23 protein-coding genes are annotated in these 25,672 nt (G+C 54.9%); 4 read left to right on the top strand and 19 right to left on the bottom strand.

Features of this window, described 5'->3' with window-relative positions:
* Positions 1–19 precede the first annotated feature (19 nt).
* From MBOO_RS07605 to MBOO_RS07590, 4 genes are all read right to left on the bottom strand, one after another.
* Positions 20–1,681: a Ppx/GppA phosphatase family protein gene (locus MBOO_RS07605; protein WP_012107009.1), complete on the bottom strand. Its 1,662-nt coding sequence runs from the start codon at positions 1,679–1,681 to the stop codon at positions 20–22.
* Entirely contained in the window at positions 1,678–3,282 is a 1,605-nt protein-coding gene (locus tag MBOO_RS07600; protein ID WP_012107008.1) for a CHAD domain-containing protein, read from the bottom strand. Before MBOO_RS07600 ends, MBOO_RS07605 begins: the two co-directional genes overlap by 4 nt.
* Positions 3,269–5,371, bottom strand: coding sequence for a polyphosphate kinase 1 (gene ppk1, locus MBOO_RS07595; protein ID WP_012107007.1), 2,103 nt, complete (start codon positions 5,369–5,371; stop codon positions 3,269–3,271). The genes MBOO_RS07600 and ppk1 overlap by 14 nt, the downstream gene beginning before the upstream one ends.
* 154 nt (positions 5,372–5,525) lie before the next feature.
* On the bottom strand, positions 5,526–6,356 hold the full coding sequence (locus tag MBOO_RS07590; protein WP_012107006.1) for a PEGA domain-containing protein: 831 nt from the start codon (positions 6,354–6,356) through the stop codon (positions 5,526–5,528).
* Positions 6,357–6,443: 87 nt separating this feature from the next.
* On the opposite strand from MBOO_RS07590, the gene MBOO_RS07585 reads away from it, so the two are divergent.
* On the top strand, positions 6,444–7,133 hold the full coding sequence (locus MBOO_RS07585) for a VTT domain-containing protein (protein WP_232385588.1): 690 nt from the start codon (positions 6,444–6,446) through the stop codon (positions 7,131–7,133).
* A gap of 29 nt (positions 7,134–7,162) precedes the next feature.
* Here the strand turns inward: MBOO_RS07585 and MBOO_RS07580 are convergent, their stop codons facing one another.
* The 6 genes from MBOO_RS07580 to MBOO_RS07555 form a co-directional block, all read right to left on the bottom strand.
* Positions 7,163–8,242 carry a GHMP family kinase ATP-binding protein gene (locus MBOO_RS07580; protein ID WP_012107004.1) on the bottom strand — a complete coding sequence of 360 codons (1,080 nt, stop codon included), beginning with the start codon at positions 8,240–8,242 and terminating at the stop codon, positions 7,163–7,165.
* Between the two features lie 96 nt (positions 8,243–8,338).
* A complete protein-coding gene (gene gpmA / locus MBOO_RS07575) occupies positions 8,339–9,088 on the bottom strand; it encodes a 2,3-diphosphoglycerate-dependent phosphoglycerate mutase (protein ID WP_012107003.1) in 750 nt (249 codons plus the stop codon).
* A gap of 113 nt (positions 9,089–9,201) precedes the next feature.
* The gene (locus tag MBOO_RS07570) at positions 9,202–9,762 is read right to left on the bottom strand and encodes a ferredoxin domain-containing protein (protein WP_012107002.1); all 561 of its coding nucleotides are present in this window, start codon (positions 9,760–9,762) and stop codon (positions 9,202–9,204) included.
* Positions 9,763–9,834: 72 nt separating this feature from the next.
* A complete protein-coding gene (locus tag MBOO_RS07565; protein WP_012107001.1) occupies positions 9,835–10,302 on the bottom strand; it encodes a hotdog fold thioesterase in 468 nt (155 codons plus the stop codon).
* On the bottom strand, positions 10,271–10,972 hold the full coding sequence (locus MBOO_RS07560; RefSeq protein WP_012107000.1) for a glycosyltransferase: 702 nt from the start codon (positions 10,970–10,972) through the stop codon (positions 10,271–10,273). Before MBOO_RS07560 ends, MBOO_RS07565 begins: the two co-directional genes overlap by 32 nt.
* 72 nt (positions 10,973–11,044) lie before the next feature.
* Positions 11,045–12,385, bottom strand: coding sequence for a protoporphyrinogen/coproporphyrinogen oxidase (locus MBOO_RS07555; protein WP_012106999.1), 1,341 nt, complete (start codon positions 12,383–12,385; stop codon positions 11,045–11,047).
* A gap of 144 nt (positions 12,386–12,529) precedes the next feature.
* On the opposite strand from MBOO_RS07555, the gene MBOO_RS07550 reads away from it, so the two are divergent.
* Positions 12,530–14,107 carry an L-lactate permease gene (locus tag MBOO_RS07550; RefSeq protein WP_012106998.1) on the top strand — a complete coding sequence of 526 codons (1,578 nt, stop codon included), beginning with the start codon at positions 12,530–12,532 and terminating at the stop codon, positions 14,105–14,107.
* 147 nt (positions 14,108–14,254) lie between these two features.
* Here MBOO_RS07550 and ilvN read toward each other — a convergent pair whose 3' ends face one another.
* Genes ilvN through MBOO_RS07535 form a run of 3 tightly spaced genes read right to left on the bottom strand, consistent with a single transcriptional unit; the run spans position 14,255 to position 17,921 of the window.
* Positions 14,255–14,758 carry an acetolactate synthase small subunit gene (gene ilvN / locus MBOO_RS07545; RefSeq protein ID WP_012106997.1) on the bottom strand — a complete coding sequence of 168 codons (504 nt, stop codon included), beginning with the start codon at positions 14,756–14,758 and terminating at the stop codon, positions 14,255–14,257.
* The gene (gene ilvB, locus MBOO_RS07540) at positions 14,755–16,434 is read right to left on the bottom strand and encodes a biosynthetic-type acetolactate synthase large subunit (protein ID WP_012106996.1); all 1,680 of its coding nucleotides are present in this window, start codon (positions 16,432–16,434) and stop codon (positions 14,755–14,757) included. Before ilvB ends, ilvN begins: the two co-directional genes overlap by 4 nt.
* Positions 16,431–17,921 (bottom strand): 2-isopropylmalate synthase, encoded by a 1,491-nt coding sequence (locus MBOO_RS07535; RefSeq protein WP_012106995.1) that lies wholly within the window; start codon positions 17,919–17,921, stop codon positions 16,431–16,433. The genes ilvB and MBOO_RS07535 overlap by 4 nt, the downstream gene beginning before the upstream one ends.
* Before the next feature lie 182 nt (positions 17,922–18,103).
* Between MBOO_RS07535 and MBOO_RS07530 the strand changes: the two genes are divergently transcribed.
* Both MBOO_RS07530 and MBOO_RS07525 read left to right on the top strand, forming a co-directional pair.
* Complete coding sequence (locus MBOO_RS07530; protein WP_012106994.1) at positions 18,104–18,781, top strand: DUF2115 domain-containing protein; 678 nt, start codon at positions 18,104–18,106, stop codon at positions 18,779–18,781.
* A 360-nt stretch (positions 18,782–19,141) separates the two neighbouring features.
* Positions 19,142–20,524 (top strand): PKD domain-containing protein, encoded by a 1,383-nt coding sequence (locus MBOO_RS07525; RefSeq protein WP_012106993.1) that lies wholly within the window; start codon positions 19,142–19,144, stop codon positions 20,522–20,524.
* Positions 20,525–20,667: 143 nt separating this feature from the next.
* Here the strand turns inward: MBOO_RS07525 and MBOO_RS07520 are convergent, their stop codons facing one another.
* From MBOO_RS07520 to MBOO_RS07495, 6 genes are all read right to left on the bottom strand, one after another.
* Positions 20,668–21,324 carry a nitrite/sulfite reductase domain-containing protein gene (locus tag MBOO_RS07520; RefSeq protein ID WP_012106992.1) on the bottom strand — a complete coding sequence of 219 codons (657 nt, stop codon included), beginning with the start codon at positions 21,322–21,324 and terminating at the stop codon, positions 20,668–20,670.
* 126 nt (positions 21,325–21,450) lie between these two features.
* Positions 21,451–22,005 carry a PEGA domain-containing protein gene (locus tag MBOO_RS07515; protein WP_012106990.1) on the bottom strand — a complete coding sequence of 185 codons (555 nt, stop codon included), beginning with the start codon at positions 22,003–22,005 and terminating at the stop codon, positions 21,451–21,453.
* A 95-nt stretch (positions 22,006–22,100) separates the two neighbouring features.
* Positions 22,101–22,733: a class I SAM-dependent methyltransferase gene (locus MBOO_RS07510; protein ID WP_012106988.1), complete on the bottom strand. Its 633-nt coding sequence runs from the start codon at positions 22,731–22,733 to the stop codon at positions 22,101–22,103.
* 32 nt (positions 22,734–22,765) lie between these two features.
* Positions 22,766–24,043, bottom strand: coding sequence for a magnesium transporter MgtE N-terminal domain-containing protein (locus MBOO_RS07505; RefSeq protein WP_012106987.1), 1,278 nt, complete (start codon positions 24,041–24,043; stop codon positions 22,766–22,768).
* Positions 24,040–24,261 (bottom strand): hypothetical protein, encoded by a 222-nt coding sequence (locus tag MBOO_RS07500; RefSeq protein ID WP_012106986.1) that lies wholly within the window; start codon positions 24,259–24,261, stop codon positions 24,040–24,042. Before MBOO_RS07500 ends, MBOO_RS07505 begins: the two co-directional genes overlap by 4 nt.
* Positions 24,262–24,276: 15 nt before the next feature.
* Positions 24,277–25,545: an NRAMP family divalent metal transporter gene (locus MBOO_RS07495; protein WP_012106985.1), complete on the bottom strand. Its 1,269-nt coding sequence runs from the start codon at positions 25,543–25,545 to the stop codon at positions 24,277–24,279.
* Positions 25,546–25,672 lie beyond the last annotated feature (127 nt).

Here is a 25,672-nt window from a genome sequence, read left to right as displayed (position 1 = left end):
GCGGACTTTTTTAGCAGGTTTACCGGGCTGGACCGTTCTTTTTTGCGGCCGCAAGAGGAACAGGCAGGGTATCTTCATCATTAGTATCCTCCCTGTTCACGGAGCTTGGTGCGATTACTTCAATTTTCAGGTGCCGGCCAAAGACTTTCTCAAACGCCCGCTGCTCCGCTTCTGCACCCCAGATCTCAAGCTGGCAGTCCGTTTCTGCGATAATATCCAGTACAATCTCGTTTTTTTCTGCACGGACAAATTCAGCGTGCTGCACGAGCCCCGCATGACTTCTATCCAGGCTCTCGGCCAGCCGGACAAACATGGCAAGGACAAGAACTGTCCCCTGCTCGTGGTCGGCAAAATCCGGGAGATCAAGCCTTTTTTTGCGAGGTTTCTTTTTGCGGTGGAACCGGGCAATGTTTGCCATCATGTCAATCTCTTTTTGGTCAAAGCCGAGCAGCTCGGAATTCTTTATGATATAATAGGAATGGGCATGATGGTTGGTAAACGAGATAAACGATCCGATGTCATGAAGGAAAGCCGCGTATTCCAGAAGTTCACGTTCATTGTCTCCGTACTCGTGAAGTTTTACGTCTTTTGCCGAATCAAAGATCTCAAGCGCCAGCCTTGTCACGTTCCGTGCATGGGCCTCGTTTATCCCGCAGGACCGGCCCAGCTGGAGCACGCTTCGTTCCCGGGGGGAGAGCGTACCAAAAAGCGGGAAGTCTTCCATGCGCGAGAGATAGTCCATCAAAAGGCCGTCCTGGAGGCCGCGGCCGGTGGTGGTGATTGAATCCAGGGCAAGTTCTTTCATAAATGTCTCAAGAATCACCGCCCCGGCAATGATGATATCTGCCCTTTCGGGATTGATCCCGGGCACCTTCCGGCGTTCTTCAAGGGGAAGGGAGCAGAGGATCTCTACTATCTTCTTAAGATCCCGGCAGGTGAGAACGCCTGCCGGAAGGCTGCCCTCGGGATGAAGCGCCTTTGCCGCAATATCGGCAAGGTTCATGATGCTCCCCGAGCTTCCCACGGCCAGATCGATCTTCTGGTTTTTGATCTTCTGGACCGTGTGGATAATCGCATTTCTCACGTACTGCTGGATGACCCGGTACTGGTCCGGGCGCACGGGCCCGGGGGGGTTATCTGCAAGGAACATACCGGTGAGGCGGATCGCCCCGAGCCTGAAACTTTCTAAAAGGGTGAACTGCTGTTGGCCGCCGAGCGAGATCTCGGTACTTCCGCCCCCGATATCGATAAAAAATGCCTGCTTCTCACCCAGGTGCATCCCGCTTGCAACGCCAAGGTAGATAAGCCGTGCCTCCTCAAGGCCGGAGATCACCCGGACATCGATCTGCACCTCCTCTCGGAACCGTTCGAGAAGAATGTTCTGGTTGGTAGCCTCCCGTGCCGCTGACGTTGCCACGGCTACGAACTCCTCGGCCCCAAATGTTTTTGCGAGCTCCACGAACTTGCGGCAGACCATGCAGGCCCGGTCTATGGCCTCGGGGGTGATCACGTCATCGTCAAACTCTCCCTCCCCCAGGCGAGCCTGCTGCTTCTGCCGGGAAAGAACACTGTAGGAATGGTTGGGGTTGAACCGGACCACAAGCATCCGTACGGAGTTTGTTCCAATGTCAATGAATGCCACGATTCGCCCGGTTGCGCCGATCTTCTTTTTTCCCTTCATGCGATCACCAGCGGTTTACCGAATACTTCCAGGAACATGTCGCTCTTGCGCATTGCCCTGCCCTTTTCTGCCGAGAGATCCCCGGTACCGGTGATGGTACAAAGAATATCGGAAGTCCGTACTGTACAGGTAAGATCAGTCACGTTTCCCGCATGGAGGTAATCGAGCCCGTCAGCCACCCGAAGGATGGCGGCAAGGGTGCGCACTTTTTTTTGGTCAACCGGGGTAAGGAGGGTAAAAAATCCCTCGGGCCGGGCATCAGGCTTCCCGCTATGGAGCCCGGCGATCACGGCGATCATACCCTGTTCCCGTACCGGGACCGGGAGAGCTGGCGAGGCAAGGATTATTGCTGCACTCTCCTTCTGGTGACCTTCCTGCCCGCGGATCCAGCCGATATCGTGCACTGTGGCGGCATAAGAAAGGAGGGTGCGGTCTCTCCGAACAAGCCCGTGGACCGGAGCAAGTTCGTCAAAGAGGCGGAGCGCAAGCCTCGTAACAATCCGGCTGTGGTCTTCATGATCGGGGGCTGTAGCAGCAAGGCGGTAAAATGCCCCCTGTTCCTCTTTTACCGGAAGCGTGCCGTGATGGCAGAATGTTGAACGCTGCCCGCAAAGAGCTGTTGATGCAAGGTTTTCCCAGAAGCCGGTCCTTAATAGAGCATCCCAGTACCGGACAAAGATCCGGTACAACCGGCTTCTCCGCTTTTCCCGGTTGGAGAGCAGTCTCCGCAATGGGGCAATGGCCGAGATTGCAGCAGCGGATGAGCCATCATGTGGATGGCGTCGGGCACGCTGCTTTACAATCGCAAGCGAGACCTGTTCGATCCAGACATCGCAGTCATGGATGTCTCCCAGGAGATCCTGGAGACGTTTTATCCGGGCAATCGGTTTTTTTAAGTCGCGCCGGTAGAGAGGAGCATATGCTTCGAGAGTATACCGGAGTTTCTTTGCCGCGATGCGCAGCGCATGATGCTCAAAGACCGCATCAGGATTGTGGACATAAGGTTCGTACCGGGAGATGGCCTGCAGGCGCTTTCCCATCCGCCCGGCGGCAACCGGGAGGATGCCGGCAAAGCGTTCCCGCTTTCTTTGTTTTGCACGTTCTTCGGGAAGGGTACAGGCCGCCCGGAGAGCGGGGAGCATCCGGGAGTGGTCCAGCTCATCCAGGGCTGTCACCACTTTTTTCTGAAGAGTACCACGCTGTTTCTGGAGCCGGATCAGGTGTGCCGCGACCGGGTCACCCTCATGTGCTGCCGTGTCTGGTCCCGGTACAGGCCTTTGCGAGCCGGTCAAGGTCTTGAGATATTTTTTCAAAAACGCGATCTGAACGTCTGTGTCCCGTGCTGCACCCAGTTCACGGGTAATGTTTCTTATTTCTTTTGACCAGAACCGGTACTCCTTTTCGGGAAAACACTCGGCAAAAAGGGGAAGCGCGGCGCGGAGCCGGCGGGAAGCGACCCGCATTCGGTGGACATGTTCGATGTCGTCATCGGCCCGGACCCCCGCGATCTCGGCGGTTAGTACATCGATAAGAGGCAGGAGCTGGCCCGCTCCGAATGTACAGGGACCGGTTGTGATTGTTGCCGGCTCAGGGTCCGACATGGTACCATATCCCCATATGGTCGAGGAACCAGGATTGGGAATCGACCGACTCCTCACCCGGAGCAGGGTGTTTTCTCTCGTACGTCCCGTCACCCTTCATCAGCCGGAGCTGCTGGTTGTCGCGCAGTTCCGCGTCCAGGACCACCGAGAGCAATGCTTTCTTGATTGAGGGATCCATAACCGGGAAAAGCACCTCAACCCTGCGGTCCAGGTTACGGGGCATGAGGTCAGCGCTTCCAAGCAGTACCTCGTCCTCGCCATTGTTCCGGAAGTAGTAGATCCGCGCATGCTCTAAAAAGCGCCCGACAATCGCGCTCACCGTGATATTTTCGCTTGCACCCGGGATGCCGGGTCGCAGGCAGCAGATACCCCTTACCTGGAGATCGACTTTCACGCCTGCCTGCGATGCCCGGTAAAGGGCAGTAACGCACTCTTCGTCCACAAGTGCATTCATCTTGAAGATGAGGTGGCCGCCTCCATGCTTCTTGTGACTTTCAATTTCCCGGTCAATGCGTGAGAGGATAGCAGACCGGAGCGTGACCGGGGCCACGGAGAGTTTCCTGTACTGATCGAAACGTGCATAGCCGGTCAGGAAGTTAAAGAGGTTTGCCACATCGTCTCCAATCTCGCGGTCGCAGGTAAACATGCCAAAATCCGTGTATATCCGGCTGGTGGTGGCATTGTAGTTGCCGGTTCCAAGGTGCATGTACCTACGGATACCGTCTTTTTCCCTGCGGACAACCATGCAAAGTTTCGCGTGCACCTTGAGACCCACAACGCCGTACACCACATGTACTCCCGACCTTTCCAGCGCCCGGGCCCAGCCTATGTTGTTTTCCTCGTCAAACCGTGCCTTGAGTTCGATTAAGGCTGCCACAGCCTTCCCGTTCTCCCGGGCCTCCATGAGTGCTTTTACAATGGGGGAGTTGGATCCCACCCTGTACAGGGTGATCTTGATGGCAAGCACTCCCGGATCATGGGCTGCCTGCCGGATAAAATTGATGACCGGGGCGAAACTGTCGTAGGGATGGAAGAGAAGGATATCTTTTCGTTTTATGGCAGAGAAGATATCCTTTTCCTCGGCAAGCTCCGGGGGGACCGAGGGTTGGAACGGGGGATCTTTCAAGTCGGGACGGTCAAGAGAGAGAAGCTCCATGAGATCTGCCATCCCGACCGGGTGGCCGATCCGGTACAGCATGTGAGAACTGGTGCCCAGTTTCTTTTCGAGCATGTGGCAGGTGCTCTCCTGCATTGAGCAGTCCACTTCAATCCTGACCGGGGTGCCTCTGGCCCGCTGTTCCATGATCTCCTCAACTGTTGTCAGAAGATCGGATGCCTCGTCGACTTCAATGTCCAGGTCAGCATCCCGGGTAATACGGAAGGGTGAGGCTCCGATCACTTCTAGGCCGGGGAAGAGCAGGTCGAGGTGCGCGGCAACGAGGTCTTCTAAGTACACGAGGTGCACCTGCTTGTCGTCACGCCGGCCGGAAGAGTGCGTGTCCGGGATCCGGATAAGCCGTGGAAAGAGCCCGGTAGGTACCTTGATCCGGGCAAAGAGTTCCTTTCCCCGGGGATCACGGATGGTAATCGCAAGGTTGAGTGAGAGGTTGGAGATGAAAGGGAACGGATGGGCGGAATCGAATGCGAGCGGAGTAAGTACCGGAAATACCTCCTCGACAAAGAACGTGCGCAGAACACGCTTCTGCTCATCGTCGAGCTCGTTATATTCGTGAATAAAAATACCGGCAGCGGCGAGCCGGGGCAGGATCTCGCTGCTCCAGCATTCAAACGAGAGATCCAATTCGGGAATAAGCGCCTTTTCAATGGCAAGTATCTGTTCTGACGGTGTCATCCCATCGGGTGGAGCCCTGAGTACCCCTTTTGCCGCCTGCCGCTGGAGACCCGATACCCGGATCATGAAGAACTCATCGAGGTTGTTTGCAAAGATCGACAGGAATTTTACCCGTTCAAGGAGCGGATGGCGCTCATCCTGCGCCTCTTCCAGTACGTGGTGGTTGAACCGGATCCAGCTCAGTTCACGGTTGATGTACAGCGAGGGGGAATCATGGGGGGGAACAGGGTCTGTCATAAAGTCACCGTCACCACCTGCACGCCAAAGACGGGCACATGTGGGGGGGAAGTGTACTCTTTTGATAGGTATGCCGGGCTTATCAATCCTGCACCCGGCAGGAGATCTATAGGGAACACTTGAGGTTACAGAGCAGGAAATGAACAAAAAAGGATCAGGCCATTTTCCTGTGCAGGAGAAGAACGCAGCTCCCGGCAAGGGCAATTGCCACGATTACCGGCCCGGTTCCCGGCGCCCCCGATTGCGGTGTCGGAGTTGTAGCATAGGACAGGATTACTGCGAGCTGGGCGGTTTGTCCTGCGGTCACTGTGACATTACGGGAAAGGGGTACAAAGCCATCGGCCTCAAGCAAAATCTGGTGGTTTCCCGGGGAAATGCCCGAAAAGAGCCCGGGGCTCTCGCCGATATAGGCGCCGTCAACAGAAATCCGCGCGTGTTCGGGTGACGTGTTTACCTGGAGGGAGCCTGCCTGTGATGTGCCGGCAATGACGTGATCAATCCCGGGAAGGGTGGACTGATCGGTAAACTGCTGTGAGTATCCGTCCGGGAAGGTAACCGTAGTGATCTTTGGGGTAAAATCTGCAGTGATTACGGTACTTACTGCTGAATTTTTTAGTGCTACCTGGGCTTTGGAAAAGTCCATGGAGGCGGTCTGGTACTCGGTTCCGTTTGACACCGTATTTGGGACCGCGAAATTTTTCAGAAGAAGCCTTGCGTCAGATTTATTAAAGGATATGACCTGTGGAGGATCGGAACTGGTTGCAAGCCCCTTGATCAGCTGGTCCTGAAGCACAGAGAGCGGGATGGCGTTCTCAATCACACCCTCAAGTGTATAATGGAAATCTGCAATCGCATCACCGTTTGTTCCCACCGCGATGGCAAGAGAGTCTGCAGTAAATGCATGGGCCGGGGCTATGAGGAGAACCGCAAGGCAGAAAATAGCGCAGGCCAGGGCCATGCGTGGGATTTTTGCGGTAGGGATCATGGGACAGTTGTACCGTAGGGCGTCCCGGATTAAAATGTTCCCGGCGTGGGTTCCCTACAACCGATGGTTTGTACCTCAGGTAGATATATGCAGGCGGCCTCATATCTTGTACCAGCCATGATGGTATCGTTTATCGATCTGATCTTCCATCTCGATTTGCACCTTGCCGGGGTGGTGCACAGTTATGGCCTCTGGACGTACCTGATCCTCTTTGCCATCATTTTTTTTGAGACCGGCCTCGTTGTCACGCCATTTCTGCCCGGGGATTCCCTGCTTTTTGTTGCAGGAGCCCTTGCAGCCGGGGGAATCCTCAACCTTAACCTCCTGATCGTGGCTTTCATTCTCGGAGCTGTCTGCGGCGATGCCCTCAATTACTGGCTGGGCAGTTACATTGGGATCCACGTTTTTAAGGAGCGGTTCCCGAACCTGATTAAAAAAGAGTATCTTGATGATACCTACGCATTCTACGAGAAGTACGGCGGCACTACTATCTTTGTGGCCCGGTTCGTACCGGTGGTACGGACGTTTGCACCGTTTCTTGCCGGGGTTGGGACCATGGAGTTCCACCGATTCCTGTTCTACAATGTGCTCGGCGCAGTCGCGTGGACGCTTGTCGTGGTGCTGTCGGGTTTCTACTTTGGCAGACTCCCCATTGTTCGGGAGAATATGAGCCTGCTTCTCCTCATGGTGGCTGCAGTAACGGCAGTTACGATCCTGTTGCTTATTATCGGCATTGTCTCCTCGTGCTGGCAGCAGAAGAAGGATGGTTGCCAGTAATTTGCCCGGTAGTTTAAAAAAAGAGAATTCTATTTTCCGTACGTGACTGAGAGGCCGTTATTGTCCACCTTTGTGGCAATGGCAATTGAGAGATCGAGCGGCGCGAGGATCTTCTGGATCTCCTTTCTGCTCTTATCAGTTACGATCGCGATTGACGGCCCCACAGAGCTCATGCCCACGAATTCGAGACCGGCTTCGCGAAGCATGCTCATGTACTGGTAGATCCGGTAACTGTGGTGCTCCACCTCGGCCCTTTTTGAGCCGCGGAACTCGATCTCCCAGATGACATCCCCGATCTTTTTGAGATCATTGCGTTCGAGTGCGGGAACGAAGTCCATCAAAAGGAAGTATGCCTTGAGTTCCCGGTCCCGGTAATCGAGCGTCCGCGCCCGGTTCATGAGGAGATCAAACTCCTTTGTGCCGGCAGAGGAGATATCCGTGGGCGGAACCACGATAAAGACATTCTTGCCCTCAGCAAAGGCATGGTGGTACACAAGCACCAGCTCATCGCCCATCACGGCCATCCCCCCATACGTACTTGCCGCAGGCCCGACGCCGGTTTCAAAACCAAATGCAATGGCGCCGTCAGCTGTTTCCTCAACATAGTTGTGACCGATCAAGGTACGGAGTTCTGCATTGGAAAGCGGTGATCCCACGGCTTCATTCAACGCGGTTGCCACAGCGATCATCACCGTGCTCGTAGATCCAAGGCCCACATGCTTGCGTTCATGGTCTGTTGCCTTGATCTTAAACCCGCCGGTATACCCGACGGCCTTGTTAAAGACCGCAACAAAGTTCTCGATAATAACCGACCGGTTGTAATCAATCAAAAGACCCTGGCGGGTACATTCCACTTCGGCGGTGCAGTAGCACTGGATCGCAAAACCGATCCCTCCGCCACCAGCATGATCCGGGGCAAACCGGTTCATGTCAAGAACCGAGAGATGGATCCGGGCCGGGGCCTTTACCACGATCTTTCCCTTCTTTGGCCGGAGCCGGTAGTTGTTCTTCTCCAGGCCGAGCGTCTTTGGGATCTCGCCGGGGAGGAATGTCCGGAAGTCATACTCCACGAGATCCAAGTCGCCGCCGCGTATCATCATCACTGGCATGGTCTGTCAGTGGTTATGATCCTTATTGGAACGAAAAGGTTTCGATCAGACAGGTTTTTGGACAAATCTGGTGCAGCGGCATCTGATAAAAAAAGATTATTTCCTTGCCGAGGTCTGGTCTGCCACCGACTCAGTTGCCCGCCGGATCTCATCGGGATCGCCCAGATAGTAATGACGGATCGGGTGCAGATCCTTGTCAATCTCGTACACCAGCGGGAAACCGGTCGGGATGTTGAGCCCGGTGATCTCATTGTCAGGAATATGATCAAGGTACTTGACTAGTGCGCGGATACTGTTCCCGTGTGCTGCAATAAGGATCCGTTTTCCTGCCTTCACCTCCGGGGCAATGGAATTTTTCCAGTACGGCACCACCCGGGCAAGCGTATCCTCCAGGGATTCGGTTGCCGGTAGTGCATCCGGCCCCAGACCCGCATAGCGGGGATCAAACCGGGGATGCCGGGGGTCCTCCTCTGCAAGTGCCGGCGGGCGTACTGCATAGCCCCGGCGCCAGAGCAGGACCTGTTCTTTGCCGTACTTCTCGGTGGTTTCACGTTTGTCCAGCCCCTGAAGTGCCCCGTAATGACGCTCGTTTAGCCGCCACGAATGATGAACCGGGAGGTACATCAGGTCCATTGTGTCAAGTACGATCCAGAGTGTCCGGATAGCCCGGCGGAGCACAGATGTATGGCAGAGATCAAAGGTGAAGCCGGCTTCGTTAAGCAGCCGGCCGGATCTCCCGGCCTCAACAATCCCATCTTTTGAAAGGTCAACATCGGTCCAGCCGGTGAAGCGGTTCTCTTTGTTCCAGGTGCTTTCGCCATGGCGCAGCAATACGAGGGTATACATAAGGAAGCCTTCTGTACGGTATTAGCATTTCCGGGTTAAAAGAGAGGTGATGCAAAAGGCATCCTGATGCTCGCCCTGCACGAATTTTGGGTCCTACAACTACTGCTTGAATCTTATTTTGAGGTTGGCCGGTCAAAGTAGATACTTTTTCCAGATACCGAGAGCGGGATGGCGTAGGCTGCCGTACAATCCCTGCCAAGGAACCCAAGGGCCATCGCTATTGACCCGGCCGAGTACATAATCCGGTTGTCCACGTTGTGGATCTGGGCAGTCTTTGCTGCGGAACCTACCGCGATCCCGAGATCCGTCATCCTCACCGCACAGTTCGGGCCGGCAAAAGGTGTATTCTGCGTCTTTGCCTTTCCTGTTGCCTTGGCAAAAGCCGCACACGTGGGATACCCGCAGGCCCCGCAGTTAATCCCGACGTATGCCTTTCCCCGGGCACCAATAACGATGCAGGCATCGCTTGCGGCTACATTGCCGGCGTCGCGCAGGAAGAAACCCACGCCATTTTTCGTGCCGTACTCCTGCATCGCCGTTGCGACTTTCTTTTTCTGGACATCAGTGAGTACCGTGATGAGGATCTCGTCCTGCCCTTTTCCTTTGGGCGCCGTGCGGGCTGCAAGGGCCATGAGTCCGGCAACAGTGGCCACTGCATCTTTCTCAGCTGTCATAGGGAAGTATGAGGTACAACAATACAATAAAGCGGCAGGTTACCGGAAAGGAAGAAAGGAACACTGTGGGAACTACGATGAGACCCGGAATGCGACGCCGTCAAAGATGGCTACGATCCGGTCACCCTCGTACACGGTGACCCGGTGCATCTCGCAGGTACCGGTTCTTCCCACACGTTCGGCAATTGCCACGAGCCGGCCTTTTGCCGGGGCAAGGTACTGGATGTGGACAGAGACTGCCGTGTGGTGGAAATTCCCGCAGTTGGACGCGATCCCAAATGCATGATCGGCAAGAGCAAAAATCGCCCCGCCGTGGGCTATCCCGTGCGGATTGCACTTCCCCTCGCAGTCCATCTCAACCCGGGCATAGCCATCACGCGCCTCGGTGATATGCAGCCCCAATAGCCGGCCAAACCCACTCTCCTCGAATTCGGCTATCCGGTCCTCAACAGCGACAGGGGCGGGAGTGTCCTCACATTCCGGCTGCCCTGTTATTCTTATCCCGCCCTCATTTGTTGTATTTTTTCTGGGTGTAGGCATACTTCTGGGACTCCCCGCCATGCGCTACGATGTAGAGCCACTCATACAGGGATTTAAAGGTACCATACTGCTGGTACCGGCGCATGGAGAATCCTACCTTAAGTTTTCCGTCAAAACGGATCTTTCCCTGATCCTTCATGCGCATTGCAATTTCGAGGTCATCCCCGGCATCGATGCAGCGGTACATACCTGCACGGAGAAATGCGTCTTTCCTGAATGCCGTGTTGCAGCCAAGCGTATAGTAAAACGTACGGCTGTAATACCCGATCCGGGAGAAGGTATTTGCCAGGAGAAGCGAGAAGTGGTTCCCCATACTGTCCTCAATGGGGTACACCGGCCCGTACACCTGGACTATGTTCTTGTCGGAAAAGTCCTTTTTTACCCTTTCTACCCAGTACGGAGGGAGGATACAGTCGGCATCAGTTGAGGCAATGATATCTCCCTTTGCTGCCATCACCCCATCGTTACGGGCGCCGCCGACTTTCTTGCTGGTCTGGATAAATACCTTATCCGCATACTTTCTGGCGATCTCGCAGGTCTTATCTGTGGATCCGCCGTCCACCACAATGATCTCATACTCGCTTCGTTCAATGGTCTGGTGCGAGAGCGATACAAGGCACTGGGCAATGTTCTCCTCTTCATTAAATGAGGGGACGATAACAGAGATCATGGGGGGATGAAAAACTCCTGTACTTTTTTAGGGTTTTCTGATAATAAGCGTGATGCCGAAAGCGCGGGGATTTTATACGGGATAGGATGCCACAAAGTCCAGCACGCTCCGGATACACCCGTCCATATTGAGGTACTCGAATTGTGCAAACCGGCCAACAAGCGGGATGCCCATAGTATTGCAGTACTCGCGGACAATTGCGATGTTCTTCTGGTAGTTCCTGTCGTACACCACGTAGGCAAACGGCTGGCGTACCACTGAAGAGAAGACGATCTGATCGGGAGTGATAATTCCCATTTCGGTAAGCGTTGTCGTGACCTCGGCGATCAGATCGTTGTCATTCATCCTTGCCACGGGATCGCCGGGCTGGTGAGTGATCTCGGCAAGAATTGCGCTGCACCCTTCAGGTGTCACATGTCGGCTGTACTGCGAGGGAAACGAGATCCGGTTGGTCTTCCCGAGCGCCGGATCAGGAATGTAGAGCCACGAGTAGTCCGGTACCGTCCCGCGGACACCAATGTTGACGCAGACCAGCGAGTTGTACGTGAGCGCATTGCAGGCCTTCCTGACATTTTCCGGTACACCTTCCAGGGCGGCAAGCAGGTGCTGGACCGGGATAGTGGAGAGGATCCGGTCTGCTTGTATCGTTTCTGTACCATCGCTGATGAGCCAGTACCCGTGTTCTTTCCTGACCGATTGAACCCGGAATCCTGTTTTGATAAACGGTTCTATTGGCCGGGCAATTGCTTTTACCAGAGCCTCAATGCCTCCATCCAGCGGGTACGAGAAGACCGACTGGTGGGTATAGCCTTCCGTGGGGATGCCGATCGCGGACTTAATCACATCATCAACCGGGGGCCGGGGGATGCGCCCGTCCACCCAGTGCAGGGACATATTGTGGGAGGGGTACTTCCAGATCTTCTCGTTGTACGGTACCATGTAGCACTCGGCGATTCCTTTGCCGAACGTATAGTAGATCCAGTCGCGGAACGTCTCAGGAGCAGGAAGCTCGCCCTTTTCCACTGCAACAAGAGTTTTTACAAACTCGGAAATGCAGAAGAACCTGTCCTCGTCTGGAAGATCTGCAAGGCCGTTCTCGAATGGATACTTCACATACCGGCCTTTGTAAAAGATCTTCGTGTTCCGGATATTCTCCTGCATATTGTCCGCGATCATATCTCTCATAAAAGAGAGGACCTCTGTGTCCCGCGAGAAGATGATGTGCGAGCCGCCGTTATCGAATGTAAACCCGTTCTTTGTGGAGGATCGGCAGAGGCCGCCATATACCGGTTCCCCTTCGAGTACCACGAGCTCCATGCCCTGTTTGTACAGGAGCCGTGCCAGCGCAAGGCCGGATAAACCGCCCCCAAGAATTGCAGTCTTCACTGCCCCAGATGTTGGCGGGCAGATCATATAGAACTCACGTTAAAACCTTTCTGGCAGGAAAAAGTCGGGGCATTTAGTGCACTTTCCGTCCTTTTTAATGTAGAATCAAAACGATAGTGTTATGCTATGGCATAGCAGACAAATCCTCCATACCCCGGAGGGTAGATCAAAGTGGACCTGAGTATTCTGTTTATCCTGGCCATCCTGCCCATGCTCCTGATATTTATCGGGCTTGTCCTTTTCCGGCAGTCCGGAACGCTGATGGGAATCTTCGGATGGGTATTGACCGTTATAATTGCAGTATTCTTTTTCCAGACCAGCGCCAGTGTAGCACTGGCGGCATCCTGGGAAGGCGTGCTTTCATCGTTTGGGATCTCGCTGATGGTGCTCTTTTCCATCCTGCAGGTCACCATGATGGACGTGACGGGTGCGATCAGCAGCATCACGGCATACATCAAGACGATTGCTGCGGAGCGGTACGAGCAGATTATGATGTTAAACGTAGGTTTCGGGACATTTCTGGTGTCCATCGGGGCTACCCCGGTGACCATGCTCCCGCCCATCATGCTCGCTCTCGGTTTCTCCCCCCTTGCGGCAGTTGCCCTGCCCTGCCTGGGATATGATCCGCTGACCTCATTCTCGCTGCTGGCAGTCCCGATCACGCTTCCGGCAGCTGCCTTCGGCATCGATGTTCGCTCCCTTGGGATTACGGTTGCATGGTTCCTGCCGGTGATCTCGACAGGAATCGCGCTTGCCATGCTCTGGGTAGCCGATGGCTGGACCGGTGTAAAGAAAGGATTTTTCACCGCACTTGTCGCCGGCCTGACGCTGGGGCTTTGTGCGATCCTTTTCGTGCATATCCTCCCGGCTGCGGCAATCGGCCTCGTGGGAGTCTTCTCCGGGCTTGTCACCGTTGCAGTCCTTTTCCTGATGAGAAAGATCCGGGGCCGGCCGCTTGATGTCGCTGAGCCTGCCGCGGTCCAGGCTGCAAAAGACGAACGGAAAGACAAGATGCCGCTCTGGAAGGCAGCGCTTCCCTGGGTGGTGCTGGTCCTCTTCTGTATTGTCATCAGCATCCCGGTCCTCAAGTCCGGGCTGCCTTCGATTCTTGGCAACATGCAGAAGATCCCGGTCATGGCCGACCAGATCGTCAACCTGAATCTCCTGAGCCAGGCGTATTTCTGGGTGCTTATCAGTACCCTTATCACTGCACCTGTCCTGATCCGGTCAAAAGAGCAGGTTGGCAAAATTACCAAGCTCTGGCTGAAACGGGCATGGAGCCCGACCCTTGCCGCGATGGTCTTTTTTGCTATTGCCTATGTCATGGACTGGTCAGGAAAATCGGTAAGCAACGGTGCACTCACCCTGGCCCCGGCGGCATCAAATATGAACGTGGTTATCGGCCTTGTGCTGGCCCTTATCTTCGGCGTCGCGTTCCCGCTTTTTAGCCCCATGCTGGGTCTCTTTGGATCCTTTGTCTCGGGAAGTGAGACCTCATCCAACGTCATGTTCTATGGCATCCTCAAAAAATCGACCGATGTCCTCAACCTTGACTTCCTCCAGGTCTATGCTGCCCACCTGGTGGCTGGAGGCATTGCATCAGGAGTTGCGGTTGCAAAGATCATTAATGCCGCCGCGGTCGTAGACAAGATTGGTATCGAGGGCGAAGTGGTCCGCAAGGTCGCACCTGTCGCGATTATACTCACCCTTGTGACCGGCATTATGCTCGTGCTGATGCTGTACCTCTGATTATCCCCCTTTTTTCGTACACGTATTTTCTCAGGAGCGGGAGCCCCCGGAAAGGGTCTGTCCTCCGTAGAGACAGCATCCAGGCCGGGTGAGCGACAATCCCAAATACGATCTCTCCGGAAGAGGATAGTGTAAAAAAGAAGAAAATTACTTGCTGCTCGTTACGGTCTTTGTGCCGCGCATGATCCCGATCCGGCCGGTCCGGATCAGCTCTTTGATCCCGAACTGGCGGAGCAGTTTCTCCATCGCGTTGATCTTGTCGGTATCTCCCACTACCTGAAGGATCACGGACTTTGCCCCCACGTCCACAATCTGGGCCCGGAAGATGGTGGCAATCTGCATGATCTCGGCCCTGGTCTCTCCCTGTTCAGCCGTCACCTTAAACATGGCAAGCTCCCGTTCCACCCGCTCGCTGTCAGTTAAGTCCGAGACCTTGATCACATCGATGAGTTTGTTGAGCTGTTTCATCACCTGCTCGACCTGTGCATCATCGCCGATCACAACGATCGTGATCCGGCTCATGTCCGGTTCCTCGCAGGTGCCTACCGCAAGGCTCTCGATGTTAAATCCGCGTCGTGAGAAGAGGCCGGTGACCCTTGAAAGGACCCCGGCCTTGTTCTCCACGAGGATGGAGAGTGTATGTGCCTTCATGATGGAGGATGCCCCCCGATCATCTCGTTGATGGCAGCCCCGGCCGGCACCATAGGGAAGACATTTTCCTCACGCTCGATCCGGAAGTCCAGCACAAACGGCCCGTCATGGTCCACAGCAGCTTTGAGCGCCGGCATCACTTCGTCGCAGGATTCCACCTTGATCCCTTCGATCCCATATGCCTGTCCGATCCTGACAAATTCTACCGGTGGGAGCTCAGTGTAAGCATAACGCCGGTCGTAGAAGAGCTCCTGCCACTGGCGTACCATCCCGAGGTACATGTTGTTGAGGATCGCGATTTTCACCGGGATATTGTACTGCGCAACCGTTCCCATTTCCTGGATGTTCATCTGGATGCTCCCATCGCCCGCCACATCAAAGACCGGCACATCGGGCCGGGCAAAATGTGCGCCGATTGCTGCAGGGAAGCCGTAGCCCATTGTGCCAAGGCCGCCAGATGTGATCCAGGTTCGGGGATGGCGGAAGCAGAAGTATTGGGCGGTCCACATCTGGTTCTGGCCCACTTCAGAGACGATCACAGCATCGCCTTTCAGGAGCTCGTTCATCTGCTGGAGGATGAACTGAGGGTGAAGGCAGCCGTTGTCCTTCCCGTACCGGAGGGGGTGGTTCTGCTTCCAGTGCTTTATCCGCTTCTGCCATGCTTCGCTTGCATTCTTTTTGGCAAGACCTGCTATGATATCGGTAAGTACTGCTTTTGTGTCTCCAACAATCGGAACATCCACGCGCTTGTTCTTCCCGATCTCGGCCGGATCGATATCGATATGAATCACTTTCGCGTTCGGTGCAAAAGTATCGATCTTTCCAGTGACCCTGTCATCAAACCGGGCCCCGATGGCGATCAAAAGATCGCACTCGGTGACCGCGAAGTTTGCGTACTCGGTGCCGTGCATTCCCAGCATCCCCATGTTGAGCGGGTGGTCACAGGGAATGCACCCGATACCCATGAGGGTTGTTGTTACCGGTATTCCATGAGTGGAGGCAAAGGCCACAAGCTCCGGTGAGGCATTGGATGAGATCACCCCGCCGCCCGCGTAGATGAGCGGCCGTTCCGCTGTCGTGATGAGCTCGATGGCCTTGTCGATCTGTCGTTTGTGCCCTTTATAGGTCGGGTTGTAGCCCCGGAGCACCACTTTCTCCGGGACTATCGGCTCTTTTACCGATCGGGTGTTGACATCCTTGGGGAGATCGATGAGAACCGGCCCCTGCCGCCCGGTACCTGCAATGTAGAATGCTTCCTGCACCACGCGGGGAATGTCTGAAGTCTCTTTTACCAGGTAATTGTGCTTGGTAATCGGCATCGTGATGCCCTGGATGTCCGATTCCTGGAACGCGTCGTTCCCGAGCATCGTGGTCGGGACCTGGCCGGTAATGGCGACTACGGGAACCGAGTCCATATAGGCCGTTGCGATACCGGTCACCAGGTTGCAGGCACCGGGCCCGGAGGTGGCAAGGCATACCCCTACGCGGCCGCTCGCGCGTGCATACCCGTCGGCGGCATGCGCAGCTGCCTGCTCATGCCGTACCAGGATGTGCCGCAATGGTGAATCATAGAGTTCATCATAGATCGGCAGCACTGATCCGCCAGGGTAGCCGAACAGTGTATCGACGCCCTCGCGCTGCAGTGATTCGACAAGGAGTTTTGCCCCGGTCTTCATGTTCGTTCCTCGAGTAGTCTGTTCATCCCGGCGATCATCGCCTCGACGCTCGCCATGATAATATCGGTGCGTGCACCGCGTGAAGTAATTATCTTCCCGTCTTTACTTAACCTTACGGTCACTTCGACCAGCGCATCGGTGCCGCCGCTGATCGCATCCACATGGTACTCTTCGAGCCGGATGTCAGCCACATCGGCCACTGATTTGGCGAGTACCTGCATGGCGGCATCCACTGGCCCGTCACCTGTAGCGGCACCGGTCATCTCCTTTCCTTTCACTTCAAGAGTGACCGATGCAGTCGGGATCATGCTGCTCCCAGAGACCACGGTGAACTGCCGCAGTTTGATGGTGGGTTTGCACTCCATGGCAAGCACCGTATCGGCAACGGCCATTAAGTCTGCGTCGCTCACACGTTTGCCGGAATCGCCGAGATCCTTGATCCTTGCTACGATAGCTTTGAGCTGTTGTTCGTTGGGTGCGTACTTCATCTCATGGAGTGCTGCTTCCACAGAGGCAGAACCGGAATGCTTCCCGAGCACGATCCGGCGTTTCCTCCCGATCTGCTCGGGACGGATGGACTCGTAGGTGGCCGGCTCGCGGATCACGCCATGGGCGTGGATGCCACTCTCGTGGGTGAACGCCATCTCTCCCACAACAGCCTTGTTGACCGGCAGCGGGACTCCGGTAAGGCGGGAAACAAGCGTAGAGAGGGAATAGATCTCCTCTTTTTTTATTCCCGTGTGGTACCCGTACAGCACCTCCAGAGCCATTACGAGTTCCTCAAAAGGTGTGTTCCCCGCCCGCTCTCCCAGGCCGTTTACTGTCGTATGGGCACAGGCGGCCCCGGCCTTTAATGCCGCCACCGTATTGGCAAGTGCGAAGCCCAGATCATCGTGGCAGTGGATGGAGAGCGGTGCAATCCCGGCAAGCGGCGGGATATATGCCGCAATCTTTTCCGGGGTGAGAAGGCCAACCGTGTCGCAGAAACAGAGCCGGTCGGCCCCGCGTTCCACCCCCCCGGAGTAGATCTCCTTAAGAAAGGCCAGGTCGGCGCGTGAGGCGTCCTCACCCGAGAGTTCTACGATAAGCCCCCGGCTTTTCGCGTACTCCACCGAGCTCCACGCCATATCCGTTACCTGCACGCGGGTCTTCCGCAGCTTTTTCTCAATATGCAGGTCACTGACCGGGATCACAAGATGCACGGAATCGGCGCCATTGTCCGCGGCATAGTCAATATCTGACGTTACCGCCCGGACAAAGGTGCAGGTCTCCACGGGAAGCCCGGCATCCGAGATAAGCCTGATCGCGTCCTGCTCTCCAGCTGATGCTGCAGCTGAACCCGCTTCGACCACATCGACACCAATGGCTGCAAGCCTGGTCGCAATCTCCAACTTCTGGTCCGGGTTTAACGATACACCCGGGGTCTGTTCCCCGTCCCGTAACGTGGTATCAAAAAAGCGCAGTTTACTGGCGAATAAAACACTCACTCATGGCAGACACCATATTCCATTATATGTGTGGTGCATATAAAAAATCTCGCTGCACCACGGGCAGGTATACCTGAAACAGTAAAAAAATGTCTTTCTTTGGGTCAGGTTCAGATGTTCCGTGAGGAAATCTCTTTAGGGCCGGGAAAAATACCCTGTAGTGGAACACGGTCTTTCCCAACATGTCATTTTTTCACCTAGGTAATAAGAGCCCCTCCGACCCTCCAGCATCTGCTGCCCTGATAGCGGAGGCGTGCCAGGATCTGGGCACTGCAGAAACCCGCGGGGATCTCGGGAAAAAGATCGCCGCCCTTGTCCTGGAGTACTCACCCCGCGACATCCGGCAGATGATGACAAATTTCGGGAATACAATTCAGGACATCTCCATGGAGTACCGTGCAGAACTCGAAGCATCAGTTACCCTCCACCTGCTCGGGACATACCAGGATATTCGGCTCGCAGAGCAGCAGGGCTCATTTGCGCGGATGAAAGAGCAGGTCACCGCCCATGAACGCTCCTACTGGGGGATGGTGGAGGGGCAGTGCCGGAATGGCCCGGGAGATCTCCGCCTGCGTTTTTTGAAATTTCTGCTTGCGGGTTTTGCAATGATCGTCCGGCAGGAACCTGGTCACCCGGTGGGGATGCGCTTTCCCGGCGGCGACCGGGTCGAGCGGATCGATGGCGTATATTACTGCCCGGTGCGGGAGAAGGCAAACGATGTGGATGCTGCCCTCTGCCCTTTCTGCCCGGCACAGCAGACTCCAGATATCGGGTACCTGAAACCGCCGGTGAATGCAAGCGAACACCGCAAACAGGAATTTATCGACAACTGCTACCGTTTCCACAATTTCAATGGATAATGATCTGTAGACTTTCTCCGGATGAGCGTACTTATAAGGAAAAATCCATTTTTCAATATTCCGCTTTCCCTGACAATGACTGCCGGGAAATTTTCACTTAACCCAGTGGATAAAAAACATTCCGGCCAAAAATCCTGTCTGGGGATATGCTTAACCTGCTGGTACAATCGTTGTCCTGGCAGCGCAAGTCCTGCCTTTCCAGCGTAATTCCAATTTATATTCTCCCCATCGCTATCACCCTGCAGGAAAACCCGGGAATAAAACCGACCCCGGGGAATACCCTCCTCCACACAGATGCAACCGGTGGGCTTACTGCCCTGTGCAGAGTTGCCCCGTCTCTGCGTCCCAGGAATGAGTACCATGATTTGCCTCATAAAAAAGAAGAAAACTGATTGCGGAAGATCCCTTGCGTTTGCCGGATACGGCCTTCTTACGGGATGCATCTTTCTGCTGGGTCTCCTTTGCCTGATCCTGCCGGTGGCAGCAGAAACCTACACAACCGTCCCGGTTGCCTCCTTTACTGCCTCGCCAGCATCGGGTACCGCACCGCTTACGGTTACTTTTACCGATGCTTCCGCGAATGCGACCTCGTGGAGCTGGAGTTTTGGTGACGGGAATACAAGTACCACGGAAAACCCATCGTGGACGTACACCTCAGCAGGAACCTACACCGCGACACTTACCTCCACCAACTCCTTCGGGAGCAACTCAACTACCAAAACCATAACCGTGAAAAGCGCAGTGACTACTCCGGTCTCCTCCTTTTCTGCATCCGCGACATCGGGTACCGCACCGCTTACGGTCACTTTCACCGATACCTCTACGAACTCTCCTACGTCATGGAGCTGGATCTTCGGTGACGGAAATACGAGTACCTCGGAAAGTCCGTCGTGGACATATACCTCGGCAGGGACATATACCGTGTACCTGACCGCAGGGAATTCAGCAGGACAGTCAACAAGTTACAAGGTCATTACGGTGAGCTCGGCGACAACCACTCCGGTAGCAAGTTTCACCTCAAATGTTACCTCGGGAGTGCTTCCGTTCGCGGTCCAGTTCAACGACACATCGACCAACACGCCGACCTCGTGGAGCTGGGTCTTTGGCGATGGGTATACCAGTACCACCGAGAATCCGGTACATACGTATACTTCCGCAGGGACCTACACGGTTTACCTCACGGCAGCAAATTCTGCGGGAAGCAACGTCACCTATGTGTCGGATTACATCACAGTGACTGCAAACGCAACACCCGTAGCGAGTTTTTCCAGTAATGTCTCATCAGGAACTGTGCCGTTTGCAGTCCAGTTTAATGACACGTCAACCAACACACCGACCTCGTGGTACTGGGAGTTTGGTGACGGGTACGTAAGCTCTGTTGAGAATCCGGTTCATACCTACTCGGTATCCGGAGTGTATACGGTCACCTTTACCGCCACGAATGGTGAGGGGAGCAATGTGACCACAGAAGAAGATTATATTACTGCAAGTTCAGCGGCAATATCTTCGACATATGTTGCCACTCCCCTGCCAACTTCTGCCGTCACCCCGCTGTTTACCGCTGCCCCGACCTACGCGATCACTACCTCTGCCACAACCACTTCATCAGTTGATGACTGGCTTGCAAAGCAGAACGCCATCATCACCACAGCCACGACAAAAAAAGCTCCGGGATATGATTTCCCTGTTGCCCTTGCCGGATTCGCGGTGGTTGCAGGGATAGTGGTATTCAGGAGGCAGTAACTCCCCTCATCAGGATCAAAAACCCGGATGCACACCTTGAAGCAGGAACGGGAAAAATGCCCGTTAGTATGGGGGGAGCCCTATGGACTCTTCCGGTGGGGCAACATAATATCCGCCCCCCTTCTACCGTAGTGTGATTCCGGCTATTCTTTTACGATTTTTCCAATCCAGTCAGTCCCTGCCCTCTCAAGGAACCGGGACGACCTCTCCTTTGGCTCTGCATGAGTCCGGTAATAGGAAAGCAGGGATCGGACGCACTCAAGTGCCTGCTCTGTGGTCAGGCCGGTAGCAACCTGCTCTCCCTGGCGTGACTTAAATCCACTGTGCCCGCCGAAGTACACGGTCCAGCCCTTTGCACTGCCCATAATGCCAATATCCCGGACGCGACTCTCCCCGCAGCACCTCGGGCACCCCGAGACACCGATCTTGATCTTGGCCGGGAAATCAGTTCCGTCATATTCATCAGAGATCGCTTTTGCAAGGCTGATCGAGTCCTGAGTCCCGTTCTTACAGTACGAGATCCCCGGGCATGACTGGACGTACCGGACGCCGGGGGTAATGGATGCGGTCCCAAGCGCCCCGAGGTCCTTTCTCACCCCTGCAATATCCTGTTCCTGCACGCCAATCAGGAGGAAGCGCTGGCCTGAGGTGATCTTTACCAGTGGGATAGCATAATCCCTTGTAACCCGGGCAATGGTTTCGAGCTCAGCCGGGGTTACGACACCAGCAGGGATCCGGGTCTGGATCGCGTATGTCTTCCCGTCGCGCTGGATCTTTGCGCCGTACGTGGCATCGGTCATGGATATTTTGTTGCAGTTCGCAAAAGATGAAGGCTTGGATGAGGTACTCTGTGCAATCGCACCATCAGTACTGCCATTCCGCCCGCATCCGCAAAGATCCGAACGGAAAAGAAAAAAGAGGATTGTCTACCGGCGTGACCGGATTGCAAATATCCCAAGTACGACAAACGCGCCAAGGGCGGCAAACGGCAGGCTGCCGGACTTGGTCGGGGCCGGTGAGACCGGGGCCATGGCAGTTGTCATTTCCGTGGAAACGGTAGCCGGTGCCGTTGCATTTGCCTGCACCTCAGTGGTGTTGGCCGCTGCGAGCGGAACAAGCGTCACCGGGACGTCAACGGTCTGGTTCGCTGCCGGGTACTGGGTGATGTTCACGGTAGCAATCTGGTATCCGGGTGCCTGTACGGTGATCGTCCGGTAGGGCGTGCCGGTCGTGTATACGGGTACCGCGAGCTGGCCGCCGGTAATGATACCTTTGTAATCTGAATCGAAGGTCACATTTGCCCCTTCAACGTTTGAAGTGACAAGGTAAGTTCCCATGTTGCCACCGATAAGCTGCGGCGCGGTCGTAACTGTGGTCGTAGTATTTGCGGCGACTGTCTGGTTGGCATCCGGTACGGCTGCCATTGCACATCCAATCAGTACACTGCACACAAACAGGACAAGAAGAATTTCTTTTCTCATAAAATGCACTTCCCTGTGCGGGAGAAAATAAGGTTGCCAGCCCATTTAAGGATTCCTCTATGATACGCCGGAATTTTGTCTATTCCTTTGTATATTCAGGAGGTTTTTGTAAATGCGGCTGCAATCTCGGCCCGTGGGAGGGGCTGTCCGCGTATGGTCATTACCCAGTGTCGGGTAATACATGAGAGGGGATGCAGCCTGCAAAACAAGCCGAGTACTTCTTCTTCGGAGAAGTAATGGGTTGCAATCCCGTTTTTGCGCAGCACGGTTCCCGGTTCGGTATCCGAGCCGGCCCCGGCACGGAAATCCTCGCAGGAAAAACCGGAAAAAAAGAGCGTGCCGCCATTTCGTATCACACGGGACGCCTCGCGTGCGGCACGTGCCCGCCCCTCATCCGGCAAGTGGCCGATCACATGGAATGCAATAACGCTGGAGAATGATCCGTCCGCAAATGGCAGGCTGCAGGCATCGGCTCGCGCAAATTGTGCGCCGGATCCCAAAGGAGCCAATGACCGGCAGAGATTCAGGGCTGACGCTGCCCTATCGATCCCGATGACCTCATAGTCCCGTTCCAGCAGGGTCCGATAGGTTTTCCCATCGCCGCACCCGAGTTCAAGGATGCGTCCTTCACGAGGAATCTCCGGCAGGTGGTGGACTGCCCCCCCCCAGAGGCGCCCTTTCCTGGAGTACTCATATTCCCAGGGGTCAGTTTTGGGTGCCGGGTCCATTGTGTTGTTCTCTCCCCCGGACCCTAAAAAAATTATTCAAGGAGGTGATGGGTGAGATCCATCACATCGCGGTAGGGGATGGCCCCGATAAGATGCTCTTCGTCATCGGTAACCGGCAGGGCCCGAAAGCCATACCGCTCAAACTCCTGCGAGGCCTCCTTGAGCGTGCTCTCGGCATTTACCGAGATCACGTTCTCGGACATGATAGCCGAAAGCGGGGCCTTGTCATCGGCAATAAGGAGTTCTTTTAAGTCCACCACGCCCATCAGGTGCTCTTGTGCATCCACTACGTAGATGTACATGATGACATCTTTTCCCCGGGCATGGTTAGGATAATCGTTCTGCACGTACTCGACAAGTGTTTCCGGCAGGAATTTGAGGATCTTCTGGGTGGTGTAGTGGATCACCTTCTCTTCCTGCTTCTCGGTAATGGCCCGGATCTTCTTTGTCATTTCCGGCGTGAGGGCCTCAAGGATGTCCTCAGCCTCCGAGTGCGGGATCGCCGAGAGGACATCGGCAGCCTGCCCCGGGGTCATGGTGCTGATGAGGGGCACCACTTTTGCAATGTCGAGCGAGGCAATAAGGTCTCGCTGGACATTGGGTTCGATCTCTTCAAGGGTATCTGATGCGTGTTCATTGTCGAGAGAGGCAAAGACCGCCATCCGCTGGTCGTGATCGAGTTCCTCAATGATATCGGCAAGATCCACCGGGTGGATCTCCGCAAGATTCTCCTTTAAGACCTTGAGTTTCACATCTCCCTTGAAGCTCCCGATGTTGGTCGGGAGCGGCTGGATATAGGTCCAGGAGATCATCTGGTCTTCGGGTTCCTCAGAAGAGAATACCCGGGAGAGTGTTTTCAGGCCAAATCTCCTCAGTCGGGCAGACTTGCCCGTGTCCACGTCCGTTACATAGAGTTTTTTGTTCCGGTGGACCAGGCGGATATCGTACACTACCTCTACCTCGCTCTCTTCAAGATCAAGGACTTTTTTATCCATTACATAGTCCTTGAGGAGGAGTGCGTCCTCAGGGGGATTAGCCTCAAAGGGTTCAAGTGCCGGAATATCGACAATGACCCGGTGCCCCAGCTCCACCACGTTCTCCCAGGGAATGATCAGGCTGGGGTACCCAAATGACCTCTTGACGTAGAGCGATTTTACCTCAGGGATCTTCGCGGTCTCCACGATGATCAGGTCACTTAAAGTTCCTATCTTCTTTTCTCTGCTCAGGACCGGGATACCGAGGATTTCGGAAAGGAAGATCTCCTTGTCCGCCGCTTTTGCCGCCCCTGTGGCAGTCTCGTTTGGGGTCATAACGATCCTCCTGTTATGATTGTATAGAACTTGTAAACCAAAAGGAGCACAAGGAAGATCAGGTACAGCCGCAGGAGGAGAAGGGCTGCTTTTACCCCGGGTGACATGGTGATCCTCGGGTGTTCGTATTTTTTGTTGATTGCCCTGACCGCGGCTATGCCGTTTGCAACACTCGATTTGACCGGTTCGATGATACCGTTTTCCAGGTTAAATGCCATATTCTTTTGCCTCCCCTACCCGAACATGTTCGGGAATAACGTGCTGATCCCATATAACGAGGATATGACAATGATGACCGTCACGATGGTAATATTTGCGATATTGTCAAAGAGGGTATTTTTGTATTTCCCCATGATTTCCTCGTTGTTGAGAAGGATGATCAAAAACACAAGCGCTGCCGGGAGCAGGGTCACTGCAACGACCTGGACAAAAAGTGTGATAAGCACGAGAGGGGCGCCGGGGATCAGGACGACACATCCTGCTGTTGCAAGTCCAAAGAAGTAGAAGAGGTAGAACCAGATTGCCTCTTTTACCTTGTAGTTTAAGGAGTGTGCCCACCCGAAAACCTCGCCGAATGCCCACGAGCTCGTGAGTGCAATACAGAGTGCACCGAGGAATCCTGCATCGAAGAGGCCAATGGCAAGCAGCGTTCCCACCCATGGGTGTACGCCCATCAGGATTCCTGCGGCCTGTGCAGCGCTCTCCACGTCCATCCCCTTGAGCAAAGTCCCGGTCACAATAATGATAAAGACTGCAACAAGAACCGTGAAGATGGCCCCGACCACTGTGTCAAACTTGCCCCAGGGGATATCCTTCTCCTTCATGTTCTTGTCCACGACCGCGCTCTGCTGGAAGAAGATCATCCATGGAGCGATTGTGGTACCGATGTTTGCCATCAGGAAAAAGAACAGTTCCCCGTTAAAGCCGCCCGGGAAGTTGGGGATAAATCCGTTATGGATCACCTGGTCAAGGGAAGGGTGAACAAGGAATGCCGCGGGAATATAGATCAGGTTCACAAGGCAGAGCACCATCGTGAGCTTCTCCCAGGTCCAGTACCGGCCCGAAACGACAATCGCCATCATGATGCAGATTACGATAAGGACCGTTAGTACTGGGGGCATACCGAATATTGCAAGGCCTGCGGTCATCCCGATAAACTCGGTCACGAGTGTAAGCCAGTTCACCAGGGTCAGATCGCACAGGGAGAACCAGCCCCAGAACGAACCAAACGCGGAAAATATCGCCTCTGCATGCCCATGCTTGGTTACGGCCCCGAGCCGTACGGTCATCTCCTGGACAAAGTAGGCAACAGGTCCAAGCAGGATCAAAAACCAGATCAGGTTGTACCCGAATTTTGCCCCGGTTGCCGCATAGGTGGTGATACCCCCGGCATCATTGTCCGCAATCATGACGATAAGACCGGGACCGGCCAGCAGCAGGTAGATCTGGATGGTTTTGATGATTCTCCGGTAGTTAAAATAGAACTTAGACAAAAAATCCATAACGCTCCTCCACACTCATGGTTCAATTCAGTGCATTGTGTCTGTCATCCCCCCATTCGATCCGAATGGCAGTTCAAAGGCGCGGGCAGGACGGCCCGCAAGGCCGATGCCTAATGGGTGGACACCG

The sequence above is a fragment of the Methanoregula boonei 6A8 genome (assembly GCF_000017625.1).
In the GTDB taxonomy this organism is placed as follows: Archaea; Halobacteriota; Methanomicrobia; order Methanomicrobiales; family Methanospirillaceae; genus Methanoregula; species Methanoregula boonei.
This window is presented reverse-complemented; position numbering and strand designations above follow the sequence as displayed.

Coding starts and splice junctions, on each gene's coding strand:
- MBOO_RS07605 (WP_012107009.1), bottom strand. CDS start 1,681: ATGAAGGGAAAAAAGAAGATCGGCGCAACCGGGCGAATCGTGGCATTC.
- MBOO_RS07600 (WP_012107008.1), bottom strand. CDS start 3,282: ATGTCGGACCCTGAGCCGGCAACAATCACAACCGGTCCCTGTACATTC.
- ppk1 (WP_012107007.1), bottom strand. CDS start 5,371: ATGACAGACCCTGTTCCCCCCCATGATTCCCCCTCGCTGTACATCAAC.
- MBOO_RS07590 (WP_012107006.1), bottom strand. CDS start 6,356: ATGATCCCTACCGCAAAAATCCCACGCATGGCCCTGGCCTGCGCTATT.
- MBOO_RS07585 (WP_232385588.1), top strand. CDS start 6,444: ATGCAGGCGGCCTCATATCTTGTACCAGCCATGATGGTATCGTTTATC.
- MBOO_RS07580 (WP_012107004.1), bottom strand. CDS start 8,242: ATGCCAGTGATGATGATACGCGGCGGCGACTTGGATCTCGTGGAGTAT.
- gpmA (WP_012107003.1), bottom strand. CDS start 9,088: ATGTATACCCTCGTATTGCTGCGCCATGGCGAAAGCACCTGGAACAAA.
- MBOO_RS07570 (WP_012107002.1), bottom strand. CDS start 9,762: ATGACAGCTGAGAAAGATGCAGTGGCCACTGTTGCCGGACTCATGGCC.
- MBOO_RS07565 (WP_012107001.1), bottom strand. CDS start 10,302: ATGCCTACACCCAGAAAAAATACAACAAATGAGGGCGGGATAAGAATA.
- MBOO_RS07560 (WP_012107000.1), bottom strand. CDS start 10,972: ATGATCTCTGTTATCGTCCCCTCATTTAATGAAGAGGAGAACATTGCC.
- MBOO_RS07555 (WP_012106999.1), bottom strand. CDS start 12,385: ATGATCTGCCCGCCAACATCTGGGGCAGTGAAGACTGCAATTCTTGGG.
- ilvN (WP_012106997.1), bottom strand. CDS start 14,758: ATGAAGGCACATACACTCTCCATCCTCGTGGAGAACAAGGCCGGGGTC.
- ilvB (WP_012106996.1), bottom strand. CDS start 16,434: ATGAAGACCGGGGCAAAACTCCTTGTCGAATCACTGCAGCGCGAGGGC.
- MBOO_RS07530 (WP_012106994.1), top strand. CDS start 18,104: ATGTCATTTTTTCACCTAGGTAATAAGAGCCCCTCCGACCCTCCAGCA.
- MBOO_RS07525 (WP_012106993.1), top strand. CDS start 19,142: ATGATTTGCCTCATAAAAAAGAAGAAAACTGATTGCGGAAGATCCCTT.
- MBOO_RS07520 (WP_012106992.1), bottom strand. CDS start 21,324: ATGACCGATGCCACGTACGGCGCAAAGATCCAGCGCGACGGGAAGACA.
- MBOO_RS07515 (WP_012106990.1), bottom strand. CDS start 22,005: ATGAGAAAAGAAATTCTTCTTGTCCTGTTTGTGTGCAGTGTACTGATT.
- MBOO_RS07510 (WP_012106988.1), bottom strand. CDS start 22,733: ATGGACCCGGCACCCAAAACTGACCCCTGGGAATATGAGTACTCCAGG.
- MBOO_RS07505 (WP_012106987.1), bottom strand. CDS start 24,043: ATGACCCCAAACGAGACTGCCACAGGGGCGGCAAAAGCGGCGGACAAG.
- MBOO_RS07500 (WP_012106986.1), bottom strand. CDS start 24,261: ATGGCATTTAACCTGGAAAACGGTATCATCGAACCGGTCAAATCGAGT.
- MBOO_RS07495 (WP_012106985.1), bottom strand. CDS start 25,545: ATGGATTTTTTGTCTAAGTTCTATTTTAACTACCGGAGAATCATCAAA.